The following is an 18518-nucleotide window of genomic DNA, read 5'->3' as shown; positions in this document are numbered from 1 at the left end:
AAGAATGTCGGACACAGCCGACGCGGCAAGCCCCCCAGTACTGGAAATCAATGGCGCCCGCGCGACCATCCGCCTGAACCGGCCAAAGCATCTCAACCGCCTTCAGGCGGAAGATCTCGGCGAGCTGGTCAAGCTGTTCGACCGGGTCGAGGCTGATCCCGACATCCGCGCGCTGGTGCTGACCGGAACGGGGCGCGCATTCTCGGCGGGCTATGACCTCAACTCCGTCGCCGAGCGGGCGGTGAGCGCCACCGAGCAGCAGAGCGCAGGCTCGGCCTTCGAGATCGTCGTCAACCGTCTGGAGGATCTCGGCGTGCCGACGATCTGCCGGCTCAATGGCGGCGTCTATGGCGGCTCGACCGACCTCGCGCTCGCTTGCGATTTCCGCATCGGCGTCGACACCGCCGAGATGTTCATGCCGGCGGCGCGGCTCGGGCTGCATTATTACAGGAGCGGCATCCAACGCTATGTGACGCGGCTCGGCGTGGATAACGCAAAAAGGCTGTTTCTCACCGCGCAGAAGATCAGCGCCCCGGAGATGCTGCGGATCGGCTATCTGACCGCCATGGTGCCGGAGGAGACACTCGATGAGGAGGTCGACAGGCTCGCCAGCATCCTCGCCGGCAATGCGCCCATCGCGATGCGCGGCATGAAACGCGCGATCAACGAGTTCGCCCGCGGCGAGCTGGATGCGCGAGCTGCCGACCAACGCCACCGCGACAGCATGCGCGGCGACGAGATCAAGGAAGGCATCAAGGCGTTTGCCGAGAAGCGGGCACCGCGGTTTTGAAGCTCACTTCCGCTTCGACCGCATCGCGCGCGTTTGCGTGAGCTTTGAATCCTGCGACAGGACCTGATAGCGATCGCTGTCGACTGCGTAGATCGCGATACGGCCTTCGCCGTCAGCGTGCACACCCCAACCGTAGCGCTTGCCGAGGCCTGAGGCACGCATGCAGGCCTGTCCGCGCGAGAAGAAGGCAGCGCGTGCCGCGTTCTTTTCCGAACTGGTCGCCTTGGCTCCAAGTTCACGCCCTTGCGCTGAGGTCGCGAAGACGACGTCGTCGGACGTGTACCTGTAAGGTGCATTCGCGATCATCGCATATTGCAATCCGGCCACCGTCGGCCGCCCTGCCCGCGGCGGAGGCTCCTCGCCGGAGCGAGCCGGACAGTCCTCGGCAATCTGGATGAACGTATCGAAACAATTGGTCGTATGGATCGGCTTGATCATGTGAGGTTCGGCCCTTCATCCTCCCGCGGCCGCGGCATGCTGCGTCGCCATCTCCTCGTCCGCCGCAGTGATGCGCTGGAACGCCGGCCGCGAGGTGATGCGCTCGGCGTAGCGAACGAAGACGTCCTTTTTAGGCACGATGCCGAACATCATGGTCCAACTGAACGCAACCCCCCACAGGATATCGGCAGCGGTCATGCGCTCGCCGAGCAGATACGGTCCCTTCGACAGCTGCGCCTCGAGCGCGCCCAGCATGGTGTCGTAATCCGCATAAGGCGACTGCGTGATCGGTGCCGGCTCGCGCTGCATGAACTTGTCGATCAGGGCCGGCTCGAAGGAGGAGCCATAATAGGCGATCCAGCGCAGGTATGGACCGCGCAGTGGGTCGTCGAGCGCCGGGGTGAGCCCGGCCCGCGGAAACAGATCGGCCAGATAGATGAAGATGGCCACCTGCTCGGTCACCAGCGCCTCGCCGTGCCTGACGGCCGGTACCTTGCCAAGCGGATTGATGGAGAGATAGGCCGGCTGCCGCTGCTCGCCGGCCTTCATGTTGAGGACGTGGAGATCATAGGGCGCGCCCAGCTCCTCCAGCAGCACCCGCGTGCCGGTGGCCCGGCTCTGCGGCGAGTAATACAAGGTGATGCGGTTCGGATCGGTCATGGCGGGTCTCCCTCGGGCCGGCTGCGATGGCCCATGTTGTAGCCGACAATACCTGACATCCTGTGTCAGGTATGATCTAAGAAGTCATGCGCGCGAGCCGGATGCTGTCGATCCTCACCACCCTCCAGGCCAGGGGGCAGGTCACTGCGCCCGAGCTTGCAGAGGCCTGCGAGGTTTCGGTGCGCACGATCTATCGCGACATCGATGCACTCGCGGCCTCCGGCGTTCCAGTTTACGCCGACCGCGGTGCGGAGGGTGGCTATCGCCTGCTCGATGGCTATCGCGTGCGCTTGAACGGACTGTCTCCGAGCGAGGCGGGTGCGCTATTTCTCGCAGGGCTCCCCGGCCCCGCGGCGGCGCTGGGGCTTGATGCGGCGATGATCGCCGCGCAGAACAAGCTGATGGCGGCGCTGCCTGCGAATCTGCGCGAAGACGCCGGACGCATGCAGGAGCGCTTCCATCTGGATGCGCCGGGCTGGTTCGGCGAGGCGGAGCAACCGAAACATCTGCGCACGATTGCCGGCGCGACTCTGCGCGAGACGTTCATCAGGATCCGCTACCAGAGCTGGCGGGCCGAGAAGCGGCGCCGTGTCGCCCCGCTCGGCCTCGTGCTGAAGGGCGGCGGCTGGTACCTCGCAGGGCAAGTCGACGGCAACGTGCGCACTTATCGCGTCGCGCGCGTGCTGGACTGCACGGCGCTCGACGAGCGCTTCGATCGTCCCACCGGTTTCGATCTCGCCGCTTATTGGCAGGATGCGACATTGCGGCTGGAGGCCGAGATGCATCCTGACGTCGCGGTCGTGCGGCTATCGCCGCTGGGCGTGAAGTTGCTCGACGCATTGAGCCAGCCGTATGTCAGGACACGCACGCAGATCGAAGAGGCCAAAGACGCAGACGGCTGGCGCATCGCCAGAGTGCCGACCGGCAAGACCTCATGGCACGCCGCCGCCGAGTTGCTACGGCTTGGAGCCGAAGCCGAAGTGCTCGAACCCGCACACCTCCGCGAGAAAATGGCCGAGATGACGCAGGCGATGGCCCTGCGCTATCGCGCGGCGCGAAAAGCCTGACGGCGGCGCATTTCGCCCTCGCTCACGAAACAATCCTGAAACACGATTCTCCCTCTGGCGCATGAACGCATTCACGCGTCGGTTCGACCGAGGAGCAGGGACACAACAACGGCTTTGTGCCACACTGGAGAATGAAGATGCTTTGTAAGCTTGCTCTTGGTCTGATCGCCGCCGGTTCGCTCGGCGCTGCTGCTCTCGCGCCCACCGCCGCTTCGGCTCACGGCTTCCACCACTATTGGGGTCCCGGCTGGGGCTTTGGCGGGGTGTACGTCAACACCGGCATCAACAATTGCTACCAGGAGCGCGTCGTCCAGACCCGCCACGGCCTGCGTGTGCGCGTCGTGAACGTCTGCGGTTACGGGATCTACTGAATCCGCGCGTTGCTCGACCTGATCCCGACCGCTCCGCGGTCGGGATTCGTCGTCTCAGCTCGCGAGGGCTGTCGGCGTTGTGGACGCTAACCCTTCGTCCGCACTTGAATTGCGCTGCGATATCCATCGCTCGGCGCGCGAACGCCGCAGCGAAGGTGCAAAGAAGAAGCCCTGGGCGACGTCGCAGCCGATCCGACGTATGATCTCGAGCGCCTCAGGACTTTCGACACCTTCTGCCACGACCTTCATGTTGAACGCCTTCGCCAGTGCGACGGAAGCGTCGACGATCTTCATCATGTCCTCGTCGGATTCACAGCCCTTGACGAAGGACTGATCGATCTTCAGCTCGCTGAACGGCAGCCGCGCCAATGCCGTAAGAGACGAATAGCCGGTACCGAAATCATCTATTGCCGTGCCGATCTTCTTGATCCGCAGCCGCACCAGAATGTCGTTGGCACGATCGACATCCGCCATCGCAGTCGTCTCGGTAATCTCCACCATCAGCGCTGACGGGGGGACGTTCTCGCAGCGCAGGATCTCCTCGATCCGCTCGGGCAAAGTCAGGTCCGACAAGAGGGAGCCGGAGATGTTGACCGCGATGGTGAAGCCCGGATTGCGCTCGATCAGCTTGCGGCCCTGTGACATCGCCGACGACAGGATACAGTCGGTCACCTCGCGCATCAGGTCTGCTTGCTCCGCGATCGGGATGAAGATTGACGGCGGCACCATGCCGTACTCTGCGGTACGCCAGCGCGCGAGCGCCTCGGCGCCGACGACCTTTCCGGTCTGGAGCGCGATCTTCGGCTGAAATTCGACGAAGAACTCGTTCTTGGCGAGGCCAAGCACAATCCTCTCCGGCGTGATCTGGTGTGAAGGCGAAGCGGATTTCGCAGCCGGCGGCAACTGCTGCGGTAATTCCAGAGCGCTGCGCAGGCGATTGAGGTCCAGCGGCTTGGTCAGGCAGCCGCCGATCGACAGCTTGAGGCCATTTGCGACCCGGCGCGTCGCCTTCATGATGCTATCGTCGCAGCCGCTGATGACCACGATCGACATCGCCTGGAGATTTTTCTCGGCGACGAAGCGCAGCAGCTCAACCCCATCCCGCTCGCCAAGCGACAAGTCGAGCGCCATGATCTGGAAGGTTTCGCGCAGCAGAAGGTCGGTTGCTGCGTCAAAGGACGGGGCAACCACCGTGTCGTAGCCGAGCTTCGCACCGATCTTGCTAATCAAGACCCGTTGCACCAGATCGTCGTCGACCACCAGAAGACGTCTTCTTGTCGCGCTCATTGCCAATCTCTCCTGACGTCCGCGGCCTTGATGCGCGGAGAGTTAGAATGACCGGCTCACCTCGTCGTGAATACAAGACTGCTAAAACTTTCTCGATCCGCAAGAATTCGTTAATTACGTTTCGGCTGCGAACAACACGTTGACTTCAATAGAGATTTTTGCGCGGCCGGGGCGTGCGGCGATTGAGCGATCCGGCGATCGTCGCGCGCGATGAACAGATCGTAAAGCTTGCTGTCGGAAGCCGGCAAACGCATGACAGGCTTCAAGAAGCCGCTACCCTGGCAACGGTCGCGAGCCACTCTTCCAATGCCGGCGAAACCAGGCCCAGGTCTCGCGCGTCGTCCTGAGATAGCCGCGGCCGCGATAGACGATCTCGCCATCGACGATCTCGTTCAGTTTGGGCAATGCGTGAAACGGGATCGAAGGATAGGCGTGGTGCTCGACGTGGTAGGGCATGTTCCACGCAATCCATTTGACGAGCGCGCCGGTATAGGTGGTGCGGGTGTTCTGGAAGGCGCTGCGGGTGCGCTCGCATCCGGTATGCTCGGCATAGAGATAGGGCCGCAGGAAGAATTGTCCTGTTAGCAGCGGCACGATCCAGATCCACAGCAGCAGCGCCGACGAAAGCCACAACGAGAGCGCGAACAGCAGCGTATAGAGCGCGACATAGGCTCGCGCCTCGGCAACGGTGGTGGCGCGCTTGTTATTAGGGATCCAGGGCACGACGACCTTGCCGGTGACGGCGTGACCGAGCATCAGCCACAGCCGGCCGGCAACCTGGACCAATCCGCTATAGGCGAGCGCGAGCTGCGCGTCGGATGCAGGCTTCACGCCGACGATCAGTTCCGGGTCCTTCTCCGGGTCCTGGGTGTAACGGTGATGGTCCCAGTGAAACAGGCAGTAATATTCGTAAGGCAACCCAATGATGAAGGCCGAGAGATAGCCGACCGTGAGGTTGAGGCTGCGGCTCCTGAAGGCGGTCTTGTGCGCGGTCTCATGCACCGCCATGAACAGGAAGGCGACGAGATAGCCTTGCACTGCCATCAGCGGCAGCGCCCAGATGATTCCGTAACGCGAAGACACCGTCCAGATCGACGCGCCGACCAGCGCGATCATTCCGTAGTGAGCAAGGCTCTGCGCCGCGCCCCTGAGATTGGAGCGCACTGAGAGCTCGCGCAGCATGGCCGGGCTCAGCGGCTTCAGGCGATGGCCGGGCTCCGAAATAGTCGCATCTGTCATCAGCGGATACCTGTCTTACTTGGCGAGAAGCGCTGCGATCTCAGCCTTGAGAAAGGCCTTGTCACGCGGATTGCTGATGGGGTTGCCTGCGCGATGGCCGTGCGGCGACGGGATCGGGTGCAGCACAGCCGATTTCGCGTTGACGAGTCTTGCAAGCTCATCCTCATTGTCGCGAACGTCGAAATAGCGATCGGTCGCGCCCGGCATCAGCAGCATGTGAGCCTTGATCGCTCCCAGCGCCCGGTCGAGATTGCCGCCGAAGGTCGTGCAGCGGCTGATGTCGCCGCGCTGCCAGATTCCGACCTGCGCCAGCAGATCATTGCCGTCGCGCCGGGCAAAGGTCGTGTCCCAGTTGCGGACGAGATAATCCTCCAGCGAAGTGAAGCCCGCCTCGCGCCAGAGCTCGTCGCGATAGAAGCCATGAGACATCGCCCAGCCGGCATAGACGCGGCCCATGGCGCGATAGCCGGCGACGGGCTTTTCGACGAAGCGGCCGTCGCGGAAGGCGGGATCGCCTGTCAGCGCAGCCTTCACACCCTCCAGAAAGACGTGATTGTAGGGCGCACAACGCGCACTGCCGCAGACCACCGCCGCACGCGCGACCATCTCTGGATGCAGCGCAGCCCAGTGATAGGCCTGCATGCCGCCCATCGACCAGCCATAGACCAGCGCGAGTTTTGTAACGCCGAAGCGCTCGGCCAGCAGCCGCTGCTGGACCGCAATCGCGTCGTGGTAGGTGAGCTCCGGAAACGGTGCCCCGCCGGAATTTGACGGTGAGGACGACAGGCCGTTGCCGAACAGGTTCGGGATGATGATGAAATAGTTGGTGGGGTCGAGCACGCCCTCGGGGCCGATCAGCCACTCAGTGTCGAAGTGCTGCGCGCTGAACGAGGTGGGATAGAGGATGACGTTGTCCTTGGCCGCATTCAGCGAGCCGTAGGTCTTGTAGGCGAGGTTCATCGCAGGGAAGACAGCGCCCGATTGCAGCGTGACGTCACCGGCTTCAAATATCTCGTAGTCGCGCTGCCCGGTCATGCGTCCAACTCCCGTTCACGGGCCCACCGCAACAGCAATGCATTGATCGTGCCGGACCGAAAAACGCATCGTTGCGCCGCGCCTCAATAACTGTACTTATAGTACAATAATAGATCAAGGCAAACAGAATTCTGGCTGCCGCCCGGCTCAAGCGATGGCGGCGATGTATCGCTCCACTGATGAAGCGAAGGCCGCCTTGGCGCCTGAAGCAATGTTGCGCCCCCACCAGGCGCCGTAGATGCGGTCGAAGGCCAGCGGCTCGACGGCCGCAGCGATGCGCCGTACCGCGGCGGCATTGAGCGGCATGTAATTCGGATAAGAATACATGAAGCTGACGAACCTGCGGTCCATCGTCACCTGCGCGATGTCGCCGGTCAGCAGCGCGCCTTTGCCGTCGGCGCCGCGCGCATGGTGCAGCATGGTCGCGCCCGCGAAATGGCCGCCGGTATGCAGCAGCATGACATCGTCCGAGATGCGATGCTGATCGCCGCTCCAGTGCACGATCGAGGGATGCGGACGCGTCACCCATCGGCGGTCATCGGCATGAAGATACACCGGGACGCCGCCAAAGGCCTCACTCCAGTCCGCAAGCGCGCCATAATAATGCGGGTGCGAGATTGCGATCGCCGTCAACCCGCCGAGCGATCTGACATGCGCGACCGCCTCCGATGTCGCCAGCGGAATGCAATCCCACATCACCCATCCCGCGCCATCGCCAACCAGCAGCGCGCGCTGGCCGATGGCAAAGCTCGGCTCGAGCGCGATGCCCTTGAGGCCGAGATCGTCGCGCCAGACGAGGCGGTGACGCTCGGCGAGCGTCTCGCGCGCGAGGAAGGTCTGCCCTTTCCAATTCACGTATTGCCGCTCGTCCTCGCAGATCGGACAGGATGTGGGCGGCTTTCCGCTATCCGGGAATTGGGCGCCGCAGGTTTCGCAGGTCCAGAGAGGCATCGCTGTGATCCGAAAGATGGAGCTTGGTGTAAGAGGTGACATCCCAATCATCGAGCCGCAAGGGCCAAGGAACCATCGCGATTAACGCAGGTTACTTTCGGGTCCGCCCCGGCGCAAATCGCCGGTCCCGTCAGGCAGCTCGCATGAGATCACATGCGAACTGAAGCATCACATTTAGCGTATCGATGACATCGCGCCCCTCCCGCATCTGGCCTCTGTTCGCCGTCAACTTCTTCATGGCGGACATGCAGTCCGGTATCGGGCCGTTTGTCGGCGTGTTCCTCCAGGAGCGCGGATGGGCCACCGGTCTGATCGGCACCGCGCTGACGATCGGCAATGTCGCGGGCATGCTGGTCACGACGCCGATCGGAGGGTTCATCGATTCCAGCCGCAACAAGCGGCTGTGGGTCGTCATCCCCGGCATCTGCGTCGTGCTGGCATCCGCGATCATCCTGATCTCGCAGAATTTCTGGGCGGTGACGGTCTCCCAGATCGCGCAGTCGCTGGCGAGCGCGGCGATCGTTCCGGCGGTCACCGGCATCACACTGGGTATCGCCAAGCAAAAGGGCTTCAACGCGCTGAACGGGCGCAACCAGGCTTTCAACCACGCCGGCAACATGGTCGGCGCGGCACTGTCGGGCTATCTCGGCTATAAATTCGGCTATGTCGCCGTCTTCGTTCTGGCGGCCGTGTTCGGCGCCATCGCGATCGCTTGCGTATTGATGATACCAGCGAAAGCCATCGACGATCGCCAGGCTCGCGGCAGCAAGGAGGATGAGAGCAAGAACCCGCCGGATGCCATGTCCGTCCTTCTCAAGCACAAGCCTCTCCTGGTGCTGGCGCTTGCGCTCGCCCTTTTCCATCTCGGCAACGCAGCGATCGTCCCGCTTTATGGCCTTGCGGCGGTTGCGCAGGGCCAGGCGAATGGTCCGAGCTTCGTCGCGACCACCGTCGTCATTGCGCAAGGCGTCATGGTCGTGACCTCGTTGATCGCGATGAAGGCCGCAAGCAAGCGCAATTACTGGCCGGTGATCCTGGTGTCCTTCATGTTTCTGCCGATCCGAGGCGTGCTGGCGTTTTTCGTCACGGGATGGTGGGGCGTGGTGCCGATGCAGGTGCTCGACGGAATCGGCACCGGACTGCAGACGGTCGCCGTCCCCGGCATGGTCGCGCGGTCGCTCGACGGCACCGGCCGCATCAATCTCGGCCAGGGCGCTGTGATCACGGTGCAAGGTGTCGGCGCGAGCCTCAGTCCCGCACTCGGAGGCTGGATCGCGCAATGGATCGGCTACGGCCCGACTTTTTTGCTGCTCGGCGGCTTTGGCCTTGCGTCAACGGCGCTGTGGCTGGTCTTTGGGGCCCACGTGAAGAAGTACTGAGCGCGAGGAGAAAGACCCTTCACGTCTCAAAATTCTTCTGGATCGCCTTGTCGAGCGTCTCACCGCCGACGAAGCGCTGGCGCAGCTCGCGCTTGAGCAGCTTGCCGCTCGGGTTCTTCGGCAAGGCGTCGACGAAGATGACCCGTTTCGGCACCTTGAAATGTGCCATCTGACCGGCGCAATGCTTGATGACTGTATCTTCGTCGAGCGTTTCGCCGGCCTTGACCACGACGATCGCGGTGACCGCCTCGATCCAGCGCGGATCAGGCAAGCCGACGACGGCGACTTCCGAAACCCCGGGGATGCGATAGACCATCTCCTCGACCTCGCGGCTGGCGACATTCTCGCCGCCGGTCTTGATCATGTCCTTGACGCGATCGACCACCGTGATGTGACCCTCGTCATCGACGGTGGCGAGATCGCCGGAGTGAAACCAGCCGCCGGAAAACGCCGCCGCGGTTTTGACCGGATCATTGTAATAGCCGGAGAGCAGATGCGGCGAGCGGTGCACGATCTCGCCGACCTCACCGACCTTCACGTCTTCCATCGACGCGTTAACCACCCGCGTCTCCACGTTGAGCACGGGCTTGCCGGCCGAGCCGGCCTTGCGAAGCTGGTCCTCAGGCCGCAACACGGTCGCAAGCGGCGCGATCTCGGTCTGGCCGTAGAAGTTCCAGAATTTCACGGCGGGCAGGCGTCGCTGCAATTCAAGCAAGACTTCCACCGGCATGATCGAGGCGCCGTAATAGCCCTTCTGCAGGCTCGAGAGATCGGTCTTGTCGAAGTCAGGCGAACGCAGCATCGCGATCCAGATCGTCGGGGGCGCGAAGAAGGAGGTGATCTTGTGCGTCTGGATCAGGGCGAGGATGTTGTCGGCGGTCGGCTTGCCGGTGATGACGCCGGAGGCGCCGAGATAGATTTGCGGCCCCAAGAAGACATCGAGCTGGGCGCAATGATAGAGCGGCAGCGCGTGCAGGAATTTGTCGTCCACGCTCATGCCGCCGTCGACGATGCAGCTCACATATTGCCACATCACGGCTTCATGGGTCAGCATCGCCCCCTTGGGAAGGGATTCCGTGCCGCTGGTGTAGACGATCTGCGCAAGATCCCGGCTGTCGACCGACGCCTCCAGGTACGAGCTGTCAGAATGAAGCAGATCTTCGAAGGTGGAGAGACCGGCCGGCGCCGCCGCCGGATCCTCGCCCGGCAGCCAGATCATCTTCTCGACCGCGCAGTCCTTGGCGCTCGCCGCCTTCGCCGGCTCGACGAAATCGGGGCCGGTCGCGAGCAGCTTTGCCCCGGAGCTCTTCAGGATGAAGTTGATCTCGTCCGGATTGAGCATGAAGTTGATCGGCACCAGCACCGCGCCGATCCGCGCCACGGCGAAACGCAGCGCCGCGAAAGCATGTGAATTGCGCGACAGCACCGCGAGGCGGTCGCCCTTCTTGACGCCGAGCCCCAGCAGGCCGCGGCCGAGCCGGTTGCAGATCGCGTCCATTTCGGCAAAGCTCCAGCTCACGCTGCCGCAGCTCACCGCGAGCTTGTCAGGGTCGCGGCCAGCGGAGCGGCGCAGCAGATCGCCGATCGAATGCTCGCGCGCTTTTGCGATGGTGGCCGTGGTATCGCTCGACATTTCCATTCCCCCAAGGAATTTGACGCCGCGCGGCGTTCGACTTCCGCGCACTTTTCATGTTTGCGCAAACCGTAGTCGGCGCTGCGAGCCTCGTCAAATCGCAGCCACGTTGGCGTCATGACGCAAGAATTGTCGGCTCGACAAGGCACATTCGCGCGGGCGCAGCACCAGCCGACGAAGCCTTGGGCGCCGGATGATAACCTTCGCACCGGCCGAGGGACCTGCTTGCATTCGAGGCACGCGAGCTCATGACATTGCGCGGCACGGGAAAATGCACGCGTGCCTCCCGGAAAATTCTGCTTCGTTCTCTTTGCGGATGGCCGCTCTCTGCGCTAGGAATGGCGACAAGGGTGTAAAGCCCACGCCTGGATCAACAACAACGCCACAAGGTCCGGGAAGAAATCGGGGAGGCAGCGTGACTTTCGCGCGCCGACGGCCTTGGACCAACGCGTTCTCGACAGAAGCGCCGTGCACGCGCCTTCTGGAACGTCGCCGCGACTCCATTTGCGTGGAGAAGCTGCCGCTCGCGGCTGCAGGTCTCCGACCTGTTGTCGGCGCCGACCCTATGATCTCCAGCAAGCATAACCTGTCGGGCTTCGGCCGCTTCGCGAGCACCGCATTATCGCGCAGCCCGCGCATCAACAGACGCATGACCGTCGCACGCTCGCGGCCAAGGCGATTGGCGCCCCCATCGAACGCGGGAAGGACCAGACGATGAAGCGCTTTCGATTCAATCAGCAAGAGATCGTGTTCGCCGTCTTTGCGTTACTCTTTCTCGTCTTCTCGATCTTCCTGAATGGCTTCCTGACAGCGGAGAATATGCTGACGCTGCTTCAGAACGTGGCAGTGCTCGGCATCCTCGGCCTTGCCATGGCCATCGTCGTGATCGGCCGCGGTATCGATATCTCGCTGATCGCAGCGCTTGCCGTGCCGCCGGGGCTGGTGCTCCAGATGGTGCAGAACGGCCATTCGCTGCCATTTTCGCTGCTGATCGCCGTATTGCTCACGATTGCCTTCGGCCTCGTCAATGGCTGGCTGATCGCCTATGCCGAGGTCCCCTCGCTGTTTGCGACGCTGGCGACAGGCTTGCTGCTCGCCGGGCTGGGACAGGCAGCGCTGTTCCAGCTCGACGTGGTGCAATGGAGCGCGGGCATGAATGGCTTCGAGCGGCTCGGACAGGGCACTATTCTCGGCATTCCCACATCTATCGTGATGTTCGCGATTGCATGCATCGTGGTCGCCTTTCTGCTGCGCCAAACCCGCTGGGGCGCCTACATCTATGCGATCGGCGATAATCCTTACGCCGCGCGCGTCACCGGCATGCCCTCGCGCCCCATCATTGTGTTGCAATATGTGATTGCTGCATTGATCGGCTGCTTCGCGGGCCTCGTGATGGCCGCATCGGTCAATTCGATGCCGACCCGCGTCTTCAACTCGACGCTGATCTACGACGTGATCCTGGTGGTCGTGCTCGGCGGCATCGGCCTGTCAGGCGGCCGCGGCGGCGTGCTGAACGTCATCATCGGCACGCTGCTGATCGGCACCATGCTCAACGGCATGACCATCATGGACATTTCCTACGCCGGGCAAAATCTTATCAAAGGCGTGGTCCTGCTGCTCGCCGTCATCACGGACTCTTTCCTGAATCCGCGCAACGAAGAAACGGCACAGCAGGGCGATATCTGAATAACCACAACAACGACAATGACAACCAAGGAGGAAGCAATGAAGAATTCTGGCAAGCCGACCAGGGCGATCCTGGCCGCCCTGACAGTCACAGCGTTGACCGGACCGGCGCTGGCCCAGCAGGGCCTGGACGAGCCGTTCCAGAAACCCTTCAAGGAGGCGCTCGCCGGCAAGACCGTGGCCTATGTGCCCGTTGCCATGAACTTCGACCTGACCGAGGGCTGGTACGCCGGCTTGAAGAAGGAGCTCGAGCCGTTCGGCGTCAAGTTCGTGATCCGCGACGCCAACTGGAACACCAACGCCGGCGCCCAGGCCGTCACCTCGCTGATTTCCGAGAAACCGGCAGTGATGGTGGTCCATAATCCCGACGTGCAGACCTACGCGAAGCTGCTCCAGCGCGCCGAGAACGAAGGCATCTACGTCATCCAGATCAACATGGGCTCGGCCTATCGCAGTTCCGCCTTCGTCGGCGCCAATTGGATCGAGATCGGCGAGCGGGACACCGAAGCTGTGGTCAAAGCCTGCGAGGGCAAGTCGAACAAGATCGCGATCGTGCAAGGCGCGCTGTCGGCGGCGGCGAGCGCTTATACGCTGAAGGGCGTCGAGAACGTGCTCGCCAAGCATCCCGAGATCAAGGTGGTGTCGAGCCAGGCGGCCGATTGGGACGCGGCCAAAGCGAAAGCGATCACGCAGACCGTGCTGAAGCAGAACCCCGATCTCTGCGGCATCGTCGGTTTCTGGGACGGCATGGACATCGGCACCGCTGCCGCGGTGAAAGAAGCCGGCCTGACCGGAAAGGTGTTCCTTGCGACATCGGGCGGCGGCGAGCGTAAAGGCGCTTGCGAGCTGGTGAAGTCAGGCGCGTTCGACCTCAACATGAGCTACGACGTGCCGACCCAGGCCGCCCAGATGGCGGGTACGATCAAATGGCTGCTGTCCTCGGGCGCCAAGCCCGGCTCGATCAAGGGCTCGGAATACACCACGCTGATCCCGATCACCAAGGAGAACGCCGACAGCCAGATGTCATGCTGGAACCTGAGCGACCTCAAGAAATAGTCCGCGCTGACGCTCGTGGTCCCGGGATCAACACCCGGGACCACACACTCTCAGTCGTTTCCATGCCCTATTGGAATGCCGATGCGCGACACCATCACACGCCTGCGCTACCGCTACTGGCCCGATCATCTCCTCGGTGAAATCCTGTCCAAGCGATGGACCGAGACAGCCATCCCGGTCATCCTTCTCCTGATCGTCGGCTTCGCCTTCAGCCGGTCCATCGACAATTTCCTGTCGCCGGCGAGCCTTGCGGACACCGCGCGCCAGGCCGGAGAGATCGGCTTCATTGCGCTCGGGCTCGCGTTGGTGGTCATCGTCGGCGGCATCGATCTCTCTGTCGGGTCGATCTTTGCATTGACCGACTTCTGCGCCCTCTATTTGCTTGACGTCGCCGGCTGGCCGGTCCTGGCGGTGGTGGTCGCCACGCTGCTCTGCGGTGCCCTGCTCGGCGCCGTCAACGGCATCCTGGTAGGATATCTGCGACTGCGCGCCTTCATCACCACGCTGATCACCCTGATCATCTATCGCTCGGCTTACGACCTGCTGATCCAGCGCTACTCCAACGCGATCGCCTCGGCCTTTCCCGATATTCCATCCTGGGATTTCATCGGCGCCGGTTCTGTGCTCGGCATTCCCACCGTAGCGCTCGCCTATATCGTCATCGCCATCTTCGGTCATATCTTTATGACGCGGCTGCGGCCGGGCTGGCACATCACCGCGATCGGCGGCTCGCGCCGCTCGGCCTATAATTCGGGCATCCCCGTTCGCCGCACGATCGCGCTCTGCTACGTCGCGAGCGGCGCACTGACCAGCATCGGCGCGTTGTTCTTCGCCTCCCGGCTCGGCACCGTCGGCGGCGATATTGGCGTTGGGCTCGAGGTGATCGTGCTGACTGCGACCGTGCTCGGCGGCATCACGCTCGGTGGCGGCAAAGGTTCGGTTGCCAAATCGGCGGTCGGCGTGCTGATCGTGCTCCTGATCACGAACGGTCTGACGACGATGAACGCCCGCGGCGGCGTCAACCGCATGGCGCTCGCCGGCATCCTCCTCGTCGCCGCGATGGTCGACATCCGTTGGCAGAAGAACCGCACGCGTATCATCAGCAAGGTCTACGTCGCGCCGACCTATCACGAGCTGCCGCCACCGCCATCGACCGAGATCGGACAAGGCGGCCCGTTCGAGCAGAATGACAAGCTGCGTGACGTCGAGGCAATCGGTCTCGGCCGTATCGAGGCGCCGGAGGATGTCATCCTAGACCGCCACGACAATCTCTATGCCGGCTCACGCCACGGCGACATCATGCGCTTCCTGGCACCCGATTACAAAGAAATGGAGGTGTTCGCCCATATCGGCGGCCAGCCGCTCGGCATGGCTTTCGACCGCGACGACAATCTCTACGTCTGCATCGGCGGCATGGGGCTCTATCGCATCACGCCCGACGGCACGGTGGAAAAGGCGACCGACGAAACCAACCGCAGCATGCGTTCGGTCAACGACGACAGCCGGCTGCGGCTCGCCGACGACCTCGACATCACCGATGACGGACTGATCTTCTTCTCCGAGGCAACGGTCCGCTACGAGATGGACGAATGGCCGATCGACGGCTTGGAGGCGCGCGGCAACGGCCGCATCATCTGCTACGATACCAAGACCGGCACGACGCGCACCGAGCTGCGCGGCCTCAAATTTCCCAACGGGATCTGCGTGGCCAGCGACGGCCAGTCGATCCTGTTCGCCGAAACCTTCGGCTGCTCGATCAAGCGCTATTGGTTCGCGGGGCCGAAGAAGGGCCAAGTCGAAGTCGTGATGGACAATCTGCCTGGATACCCCGACAACATCAACCTCGCCTCAGACGGCAATTACTGGCTCGCGCTGGTCGGCATGCGTAGCCCCTCGCTCGATCTCGCCTGGAAGATGCCGGGCTTTCGCCGCCGCATGGCTAAGCGCGTGCCGGTCGACGAATGGCTGTTCCCCAACATCAACACCGGCTGCGTGGTCAAGTTCAACGAGCAGGGCAAGATCGTCGAGTCGTTCTGGGACCTGCACGGCGAAAATCATCCGATGATCACCTCGATGCGCGAGCATCGCGGCTACCTCTATCTCGGCGGCATCCTCAATAACCGCATCGGTCGCTACAAGCTCGAAAATGCCGATCCGAACTTCGTCCAATATGACAAAAGGTGGGGGAAGCAGTCGTGATCGCCGCCGTCAGGGACTTCGCCAACCGTTTTCTCGGGCGCGGCGAGGCCACCATTACCGTGCCGTCCTTCGACGGCGCATTGAAGCCCAACCAGAAACTGGAAGCGGCCGAGACCTTGCTGACATGCGAGGCTCCCGAAGACCTCGCCACCGATGGAAGCAGCCTCTTCATCGCCGACGGGCGGCGGTTGATGTGCCTGACAGGCGGCACCGCATCGGAGGTGCGCAGCTTCGAGCAACCGATCTCGGCACTCTGTAGCCTTCCCGGCGGCGGCCTTGCCGTCGCTCTCGGAGGGCGCGAGGTCCGCCTTTACGCCAGCCCCTCGACAGACCAGCCAAGCGCGACGTTCGCCGACGCCGCGTTCAACGCGATCAATGCGTTGGCGCTGGCGGACGACAAGACGCTGATCGCGACGGACGGCTCGATGACATCAGGTGTCGAGGATTGGGCGCGCGACCTGCTCGAGCTCAACCGGACCGGCCGCGTGTTCAAGCTTGATCCCCGCAACAAGACCGTGACGTGCCTGGCCCAGGGGCTCGGCTATGCCTTCGGCGCTTGCGCACACGGCAATTCCGTGCTGGTCAGCGAGAGCTGGCGTCATCGCCTCGTTCTCGTCGCGCCCGGCGCATCGCCAAAAACCGTGCTTGCTCACCTCCCTGTCTATCCGTCGCGGCTGTCGAAGGCTTCCGGTGGAGGCTACTGGCTCACCGCCTTCACCGCACGGACCCAACTCGTCGAGTTCGTGTTGCGCGAGCCGGGCTATAGGCGCCGCATGATGGCGGAGATCGATCCGGCGTATTGGGTTGCGCCGCGCCTGCGTTCCGGGCGTTCGTTCAAGGAGCCGATGCAGGGCGCGCACATCAAGACCATGGGCGTGATCAAACCGTGGGCGCCGCCGCGCTCCTACGGCCTCGTCATCCGTCTCGATACCGACGGCCAGCCGCTCTATTCGCTGCACAGCAGGGTCGACGGCATCAATCATGGCGTCGTCGCCGCCATGGAGCTCGGCGACGATCTCGTCCTGATCGCCAAAGGACCGGGCCGTGTCCTGCGATTGCCCCTTGCCGGCCTTGCCGAGGAGATCAGGACATGAGCGACATCGCACTCTCGCTGCGCAAGGCGACAAAGCTCTACGCCGGCGTGCCCGCCATCGACGGAGTCGACTTCGACCTCCGCCGCGGCGAGATCCATGCACTCGTCGGCGAGAACGGTGCCGGCAAGTCGACCCTCACCAAGGTCATGGCCGGCGTGGTGACGCTGACCTCGGGGAGCATGACGATCGACGGCGCCGAGGTCGCACCGAAGACGCCGCTGGAGGCGCGCAATCTCGGCATCGCCATGGTGTTCCAGGAGAACAGCCTGGTACCGACCATGACGGTCGCGCAAAACCTGTTTCTCGGACAGGAGAAGTTCTACAACCGCCTGCGCGGCATCTACATCGCCGCACAGCAATTCCTGCAATCGCTCAATTTCGACGTCACGCCGACCGCCACCGTCAGCGGCCTCGGTGCGGCCAAGAAGCAGATGGTGGAGATCGCGCGCGCGGTCCTGCACCGCGCCAAGGTCATCATCTTCGACGAGCCGACAGCGTCGCTGACGCCGGAAGAGAAGAGATACTTCTTCGACCTGGTCCGCGACCTCAAAAAGCGCGGCGTCTCGATCGTCTTCATCTCGCATGCCCTGGAAGAGGCTCTGCTGCTCGCCGACCGCATCACCGTGCTGCGGGACGGCAAACATGTCGTGACCGACGATGTCGGCAGGTTCGACCGCGCGGCGATCGTGCAGGCCATGGTCGGACGCGATCTCTCCAACACGCTCTATGGTGCACGAAAGAGCAGCGTGCGGCCGGCCGGCGCACGGGTGCTCACCGTGCAAAATTTGAAGATGGCGCCGATGGTGAAGAATAATTCGCTGTCGGTGTTCGCGGGGCAGATCACGGGTGTATTTGGCCTCGTCGGTGCGGGCCGTACGGAGACGTTCAAGATTGTTGCCGGCGTGCTCAAGCGCGACTTCTTCCATGGCGGCGAGATCCTGCTGCACGACCAGCCGGTGCGCTATCGGGTGCCGGCGCCTGCCGTCAAAGCCGGCATCGCCTATGTCACGGAGGATCGCAAGATCGAGGGGTTCTTCGAGACGGCCTCGATCGCGCGCAACATTTATCTTGGACTTCTGTCGAAGTTCCCGAGAGGCCGCGCGCTGCTATCGCGGCGGGAAGCGGATGCCGTCGGCAAGACCTGGATCGAGCGGCTCAAGGTTCGGGCCATCGGCGATCATGGCAAGGTCGTCGAGCTTTCCGGCGGCAATCAGCAGAAAGTGGTGATCGCGAAATCGCTGGTGCAGGAGCCTGATTTGATCATCTTCGACGAGCCGACCCGCGGCGTCGACGTCGGCGCCATCGTCGAGATCCACGAGTTGATCAATCGACTCGCTGACGAGGGCAAGGCGGTCGTGGTCATCTCGTCCTATCTGCCCGAGATCATGGCGCTCTCCGACCGCATCCTGGTCTCCCGCCAGGGCAAGGTCGTGGAGGAGTTCTCCGCGCTGGAGGCCACGGAGGAGAAGATCATGTATGCGGCAATTCACTAGATCTTGAATTCATACGGCATTACCGGTGCGCTCCAGGTCGATGAATTGCCTGAGCCTTGGGCAGCGGCGATAGCCGCTATCTGATCTGCATCAAGTTGCGCTGCAAAAATCGCTGCATGTTACGCAAGCCCTTCCGCACA

At 62.9% G+C, this 18518-nt stretch carries 16 protein-coding genes; 9 read left to right on the top strand and 7 right to left on the bottom strand.

The annotated features are described in order from the left end of the window. Window positions 1-4 precede the first annotated feature (4 nt). A complete protein-coding gene (locus IF809_RS16985; RefSeq protein ID WP_128968655.1) occupies window positions 5-790 on the top strand; it encodes an enoyl-CoA hydratase/isomerase family protein in 786 nt (261 codons plus the stop codon). A gap of 3 nt (window positions 791-793) precedes the next feature. On the opposite strand, the gene IF809_RS16980 is transcribed toward IF809_RS16985, so the two are convergent. Together IF809_RS16980 and IF809_RS16975 are read right to left on the bottom strand one after the other, a co-directional pair. Further along, window positions 794-1228, bottom strand: a complete 435-nt coding sequence (locus IF809_RS16980) for a DUF6157 family protein (protein ID WP_128968656.1) — start codon at window positions 1226-1228, stop codon at window positions 794-796. A 15-nt stretch (window positions 1229-1243) separates the two neighbouring features. Continuing rightward, the gene (locus IF809_RS16975) at window positions 1244-1888 is read right to left on the bottom strand and encodes a glutathione S-transferase family protein (protein WP_128968657.1); all 645 of its coding nucleotides are present in this window, start codon (window positions 1886-1888) and stop codon (window positions 1244-1246) included. A gap of 86 nt (window positions 1889-1974) precedes the next feature. On the opposite strand from IF809_RS16975, the gene IF809_RS16970 reads away from it, so the two are divergent. Together IF809_RS16970 and IF809_RS16965 are read left to right on the top strand one after the other, a co-directional pair. After that, entirely contained in the window at window positions 1975-2955 is a 981-nt protein-coding gene (locus tag IF809_RS16970) for a helix-turn-helix transcriptional regulator (RefSeq protein WP_128968658.1), read from the top strand. Window positions 2956-3092: 137 nt separating this feature from the next. Continuing rightward, window positions 3093-3326 (top strand): hypothetical protein, encoded by a 234-nt coding sequence (locus tag IF809_RS16965; protein WP_128968659.1) that lies wholly within the window; start codon window positions 3093-3095, stop codon window positions 3324-3326. A 54-nt stretch (window positions 3327-3380) separates the two neighbouring features. Here the strand turns inward: IF809_RS16965 and IF809_RS16960 are convergent, their stop codons facing one another. From IF809_RS16960 to IF809_RS16945, 4 genes are all read right to left on the bottom strand, one after another. After that, the gene (locus IF809_RS16960) at window positions 3381-4613 is read right to left on the bottom strand and encodes an EAL domain-containing response regulator (RefSeq protein WP_128968660.1); all 1233 of its coding nucleotides are present in this window, start codon (window positions 4611-4613) and stop codon (window positions 3381-3383) included. A 273-nt stretch (window positions 4614-4886) separates the two neighbouring features. Beyond that, window positions 4887-5852 (bottom strand): fatty acid desaturase, encoded by a 966-nt coding sequence (locus IF809_RS16955; RefSeq protein WP_128968661.1) that lies wholly within the window; start codon window positions 5850-5852, stop codon window positions 4887-4889. Window positions 5853-5867: 15 nt separating this feature from the next. Beyond that, window positions 5868-6887, bottom strand: coding sequence for an alpha/beta fold hydrolase (locus IF809_RS16950; RefSeq protein WP_128968662.1), 1020 nt, complete (start codon window positions 6885-6887; stop codon window positions 5868-5870). A 147-nt stretch (window positions 6888-7034) separates the two neighbouring features. Then, on the bottom strand, window positions 7035-7838 hold the full coding sequence (locus IF809_RS16945) for an MBL fold metallo-hydrolase (RefSeq protein WP_462838049.1): 804 nt from the start codon (window positions 7836-7838) through the stop codon (window positions 7035-7037). A 185-nt stretch (window positions 7839-8023) separates the two neighbouring features. Here IF809_RS16945 and IF809_RS16940 point away from each other — a divergent pair, with 185 nt between their 5' ends. After that, window positions 8024-9217: an MFS transporter gene (locus IF809_RS16940; protein ID WP_128968664.1), complete on the top strand. Its 1194-nt coding sequence runs from the start codon at window positions 8024-8026 to the stop codon at window positions 9215-9217. Between the two features lie 19 nt (window positions 9218-9236). Here the strand turns inward: IF809_RS16940 and IF809_RS16935 are convergent, their stop codons facing one another. Beyond that, complete coding sequence (locus IF809_RS16935; RefSeq protein ID WP_128968665.1) at window positions 9237-10850, bottom strand: acyl-CoA synthetase; 1614 nt, start codon at window positions 10848-10850, stop codon at window positions 9237-9239. A 714-nt stretch (window positions 10851-11564) separates the two neighbouring features. Between IF809_RS16935 and IF809_RS16930 the strand changes: the two genes are divergently transcribed. The 5 genes from IF809_RS16930 to IF809_RS16910 all read left to right on the top strand — a co-directional run bounded on the left by IF809_RS16930 (window position 11565) and on the right by IF809_RS16910 (window position 18378). After that, entirely contained in the window at window positions 11565-12536 is a 972-nt protein-coding gene (locus IF809_RS16930; protein ID WP_462838048.1) for an ABC transporter permease, read from the top strand. Between the two features lie 39 nt (window positions 12537-12575). Next, the gene (locus tag IF809_RS16925) at window positions 12576-13592 is read left to right on the top strand and encodes a sugar ABC transporter substrate-binding protein (RefSeq protein ID WP_128968667.1); all 1017 of its coding nucleotides are present in this window, start codon (window positions 12576-12578) and stop codon (window positions 13590-13592) included. Window positions 13593-13667: 75 nt separating this feature from the next. Further along, complete coding sequence (locus tag IF809_RS16920) at window positions 13668-15791, top strand: ABC transporter permease (RefSeq protein WP_128968668.1); 2124 nt, start codon at window positions 13668-13670, stop codon at window positions 15789-15791. Beyond that, window positions 15788-16885: a hypothetical protein gene (locus tag IF809_RS16915; protein WP_462838047.1), complete on the top strand. Its 1098-nt coding sequence runs from the start codon at window positions 15788-15790 to the stop codon at window positions 16883-16885. Before IF809_RS16920 ends, IF809_RS16915 begins: the two co-directional genes overlap by 4 nt. Beyond that, on the top strand, window positions 16882-18378 hold the full coding sequence (locus IF809_RS16910) for a sugar ABC transporter ATP-binding protein (protein ID WP_462838046.1): 1497 nt from the start codon (window positions 16882-16884) through the stop codon (window positions 18376-18378). Before IF809_RS16915 ends, IF809_RS16910 begins: the two co-directional genes overlap by 4 nt. Window positions 18379-18518: the final 140 nt, after the last annotated feature.

It is taken from the genome of Bradyrhizobium sp. UFLA06-24 (genome assembly GCF_054967145.1).
Note: the sequence above shows the minus strand (reverse complement) of the source record. Positions and strands in the feature narration are given on the sequence as shown.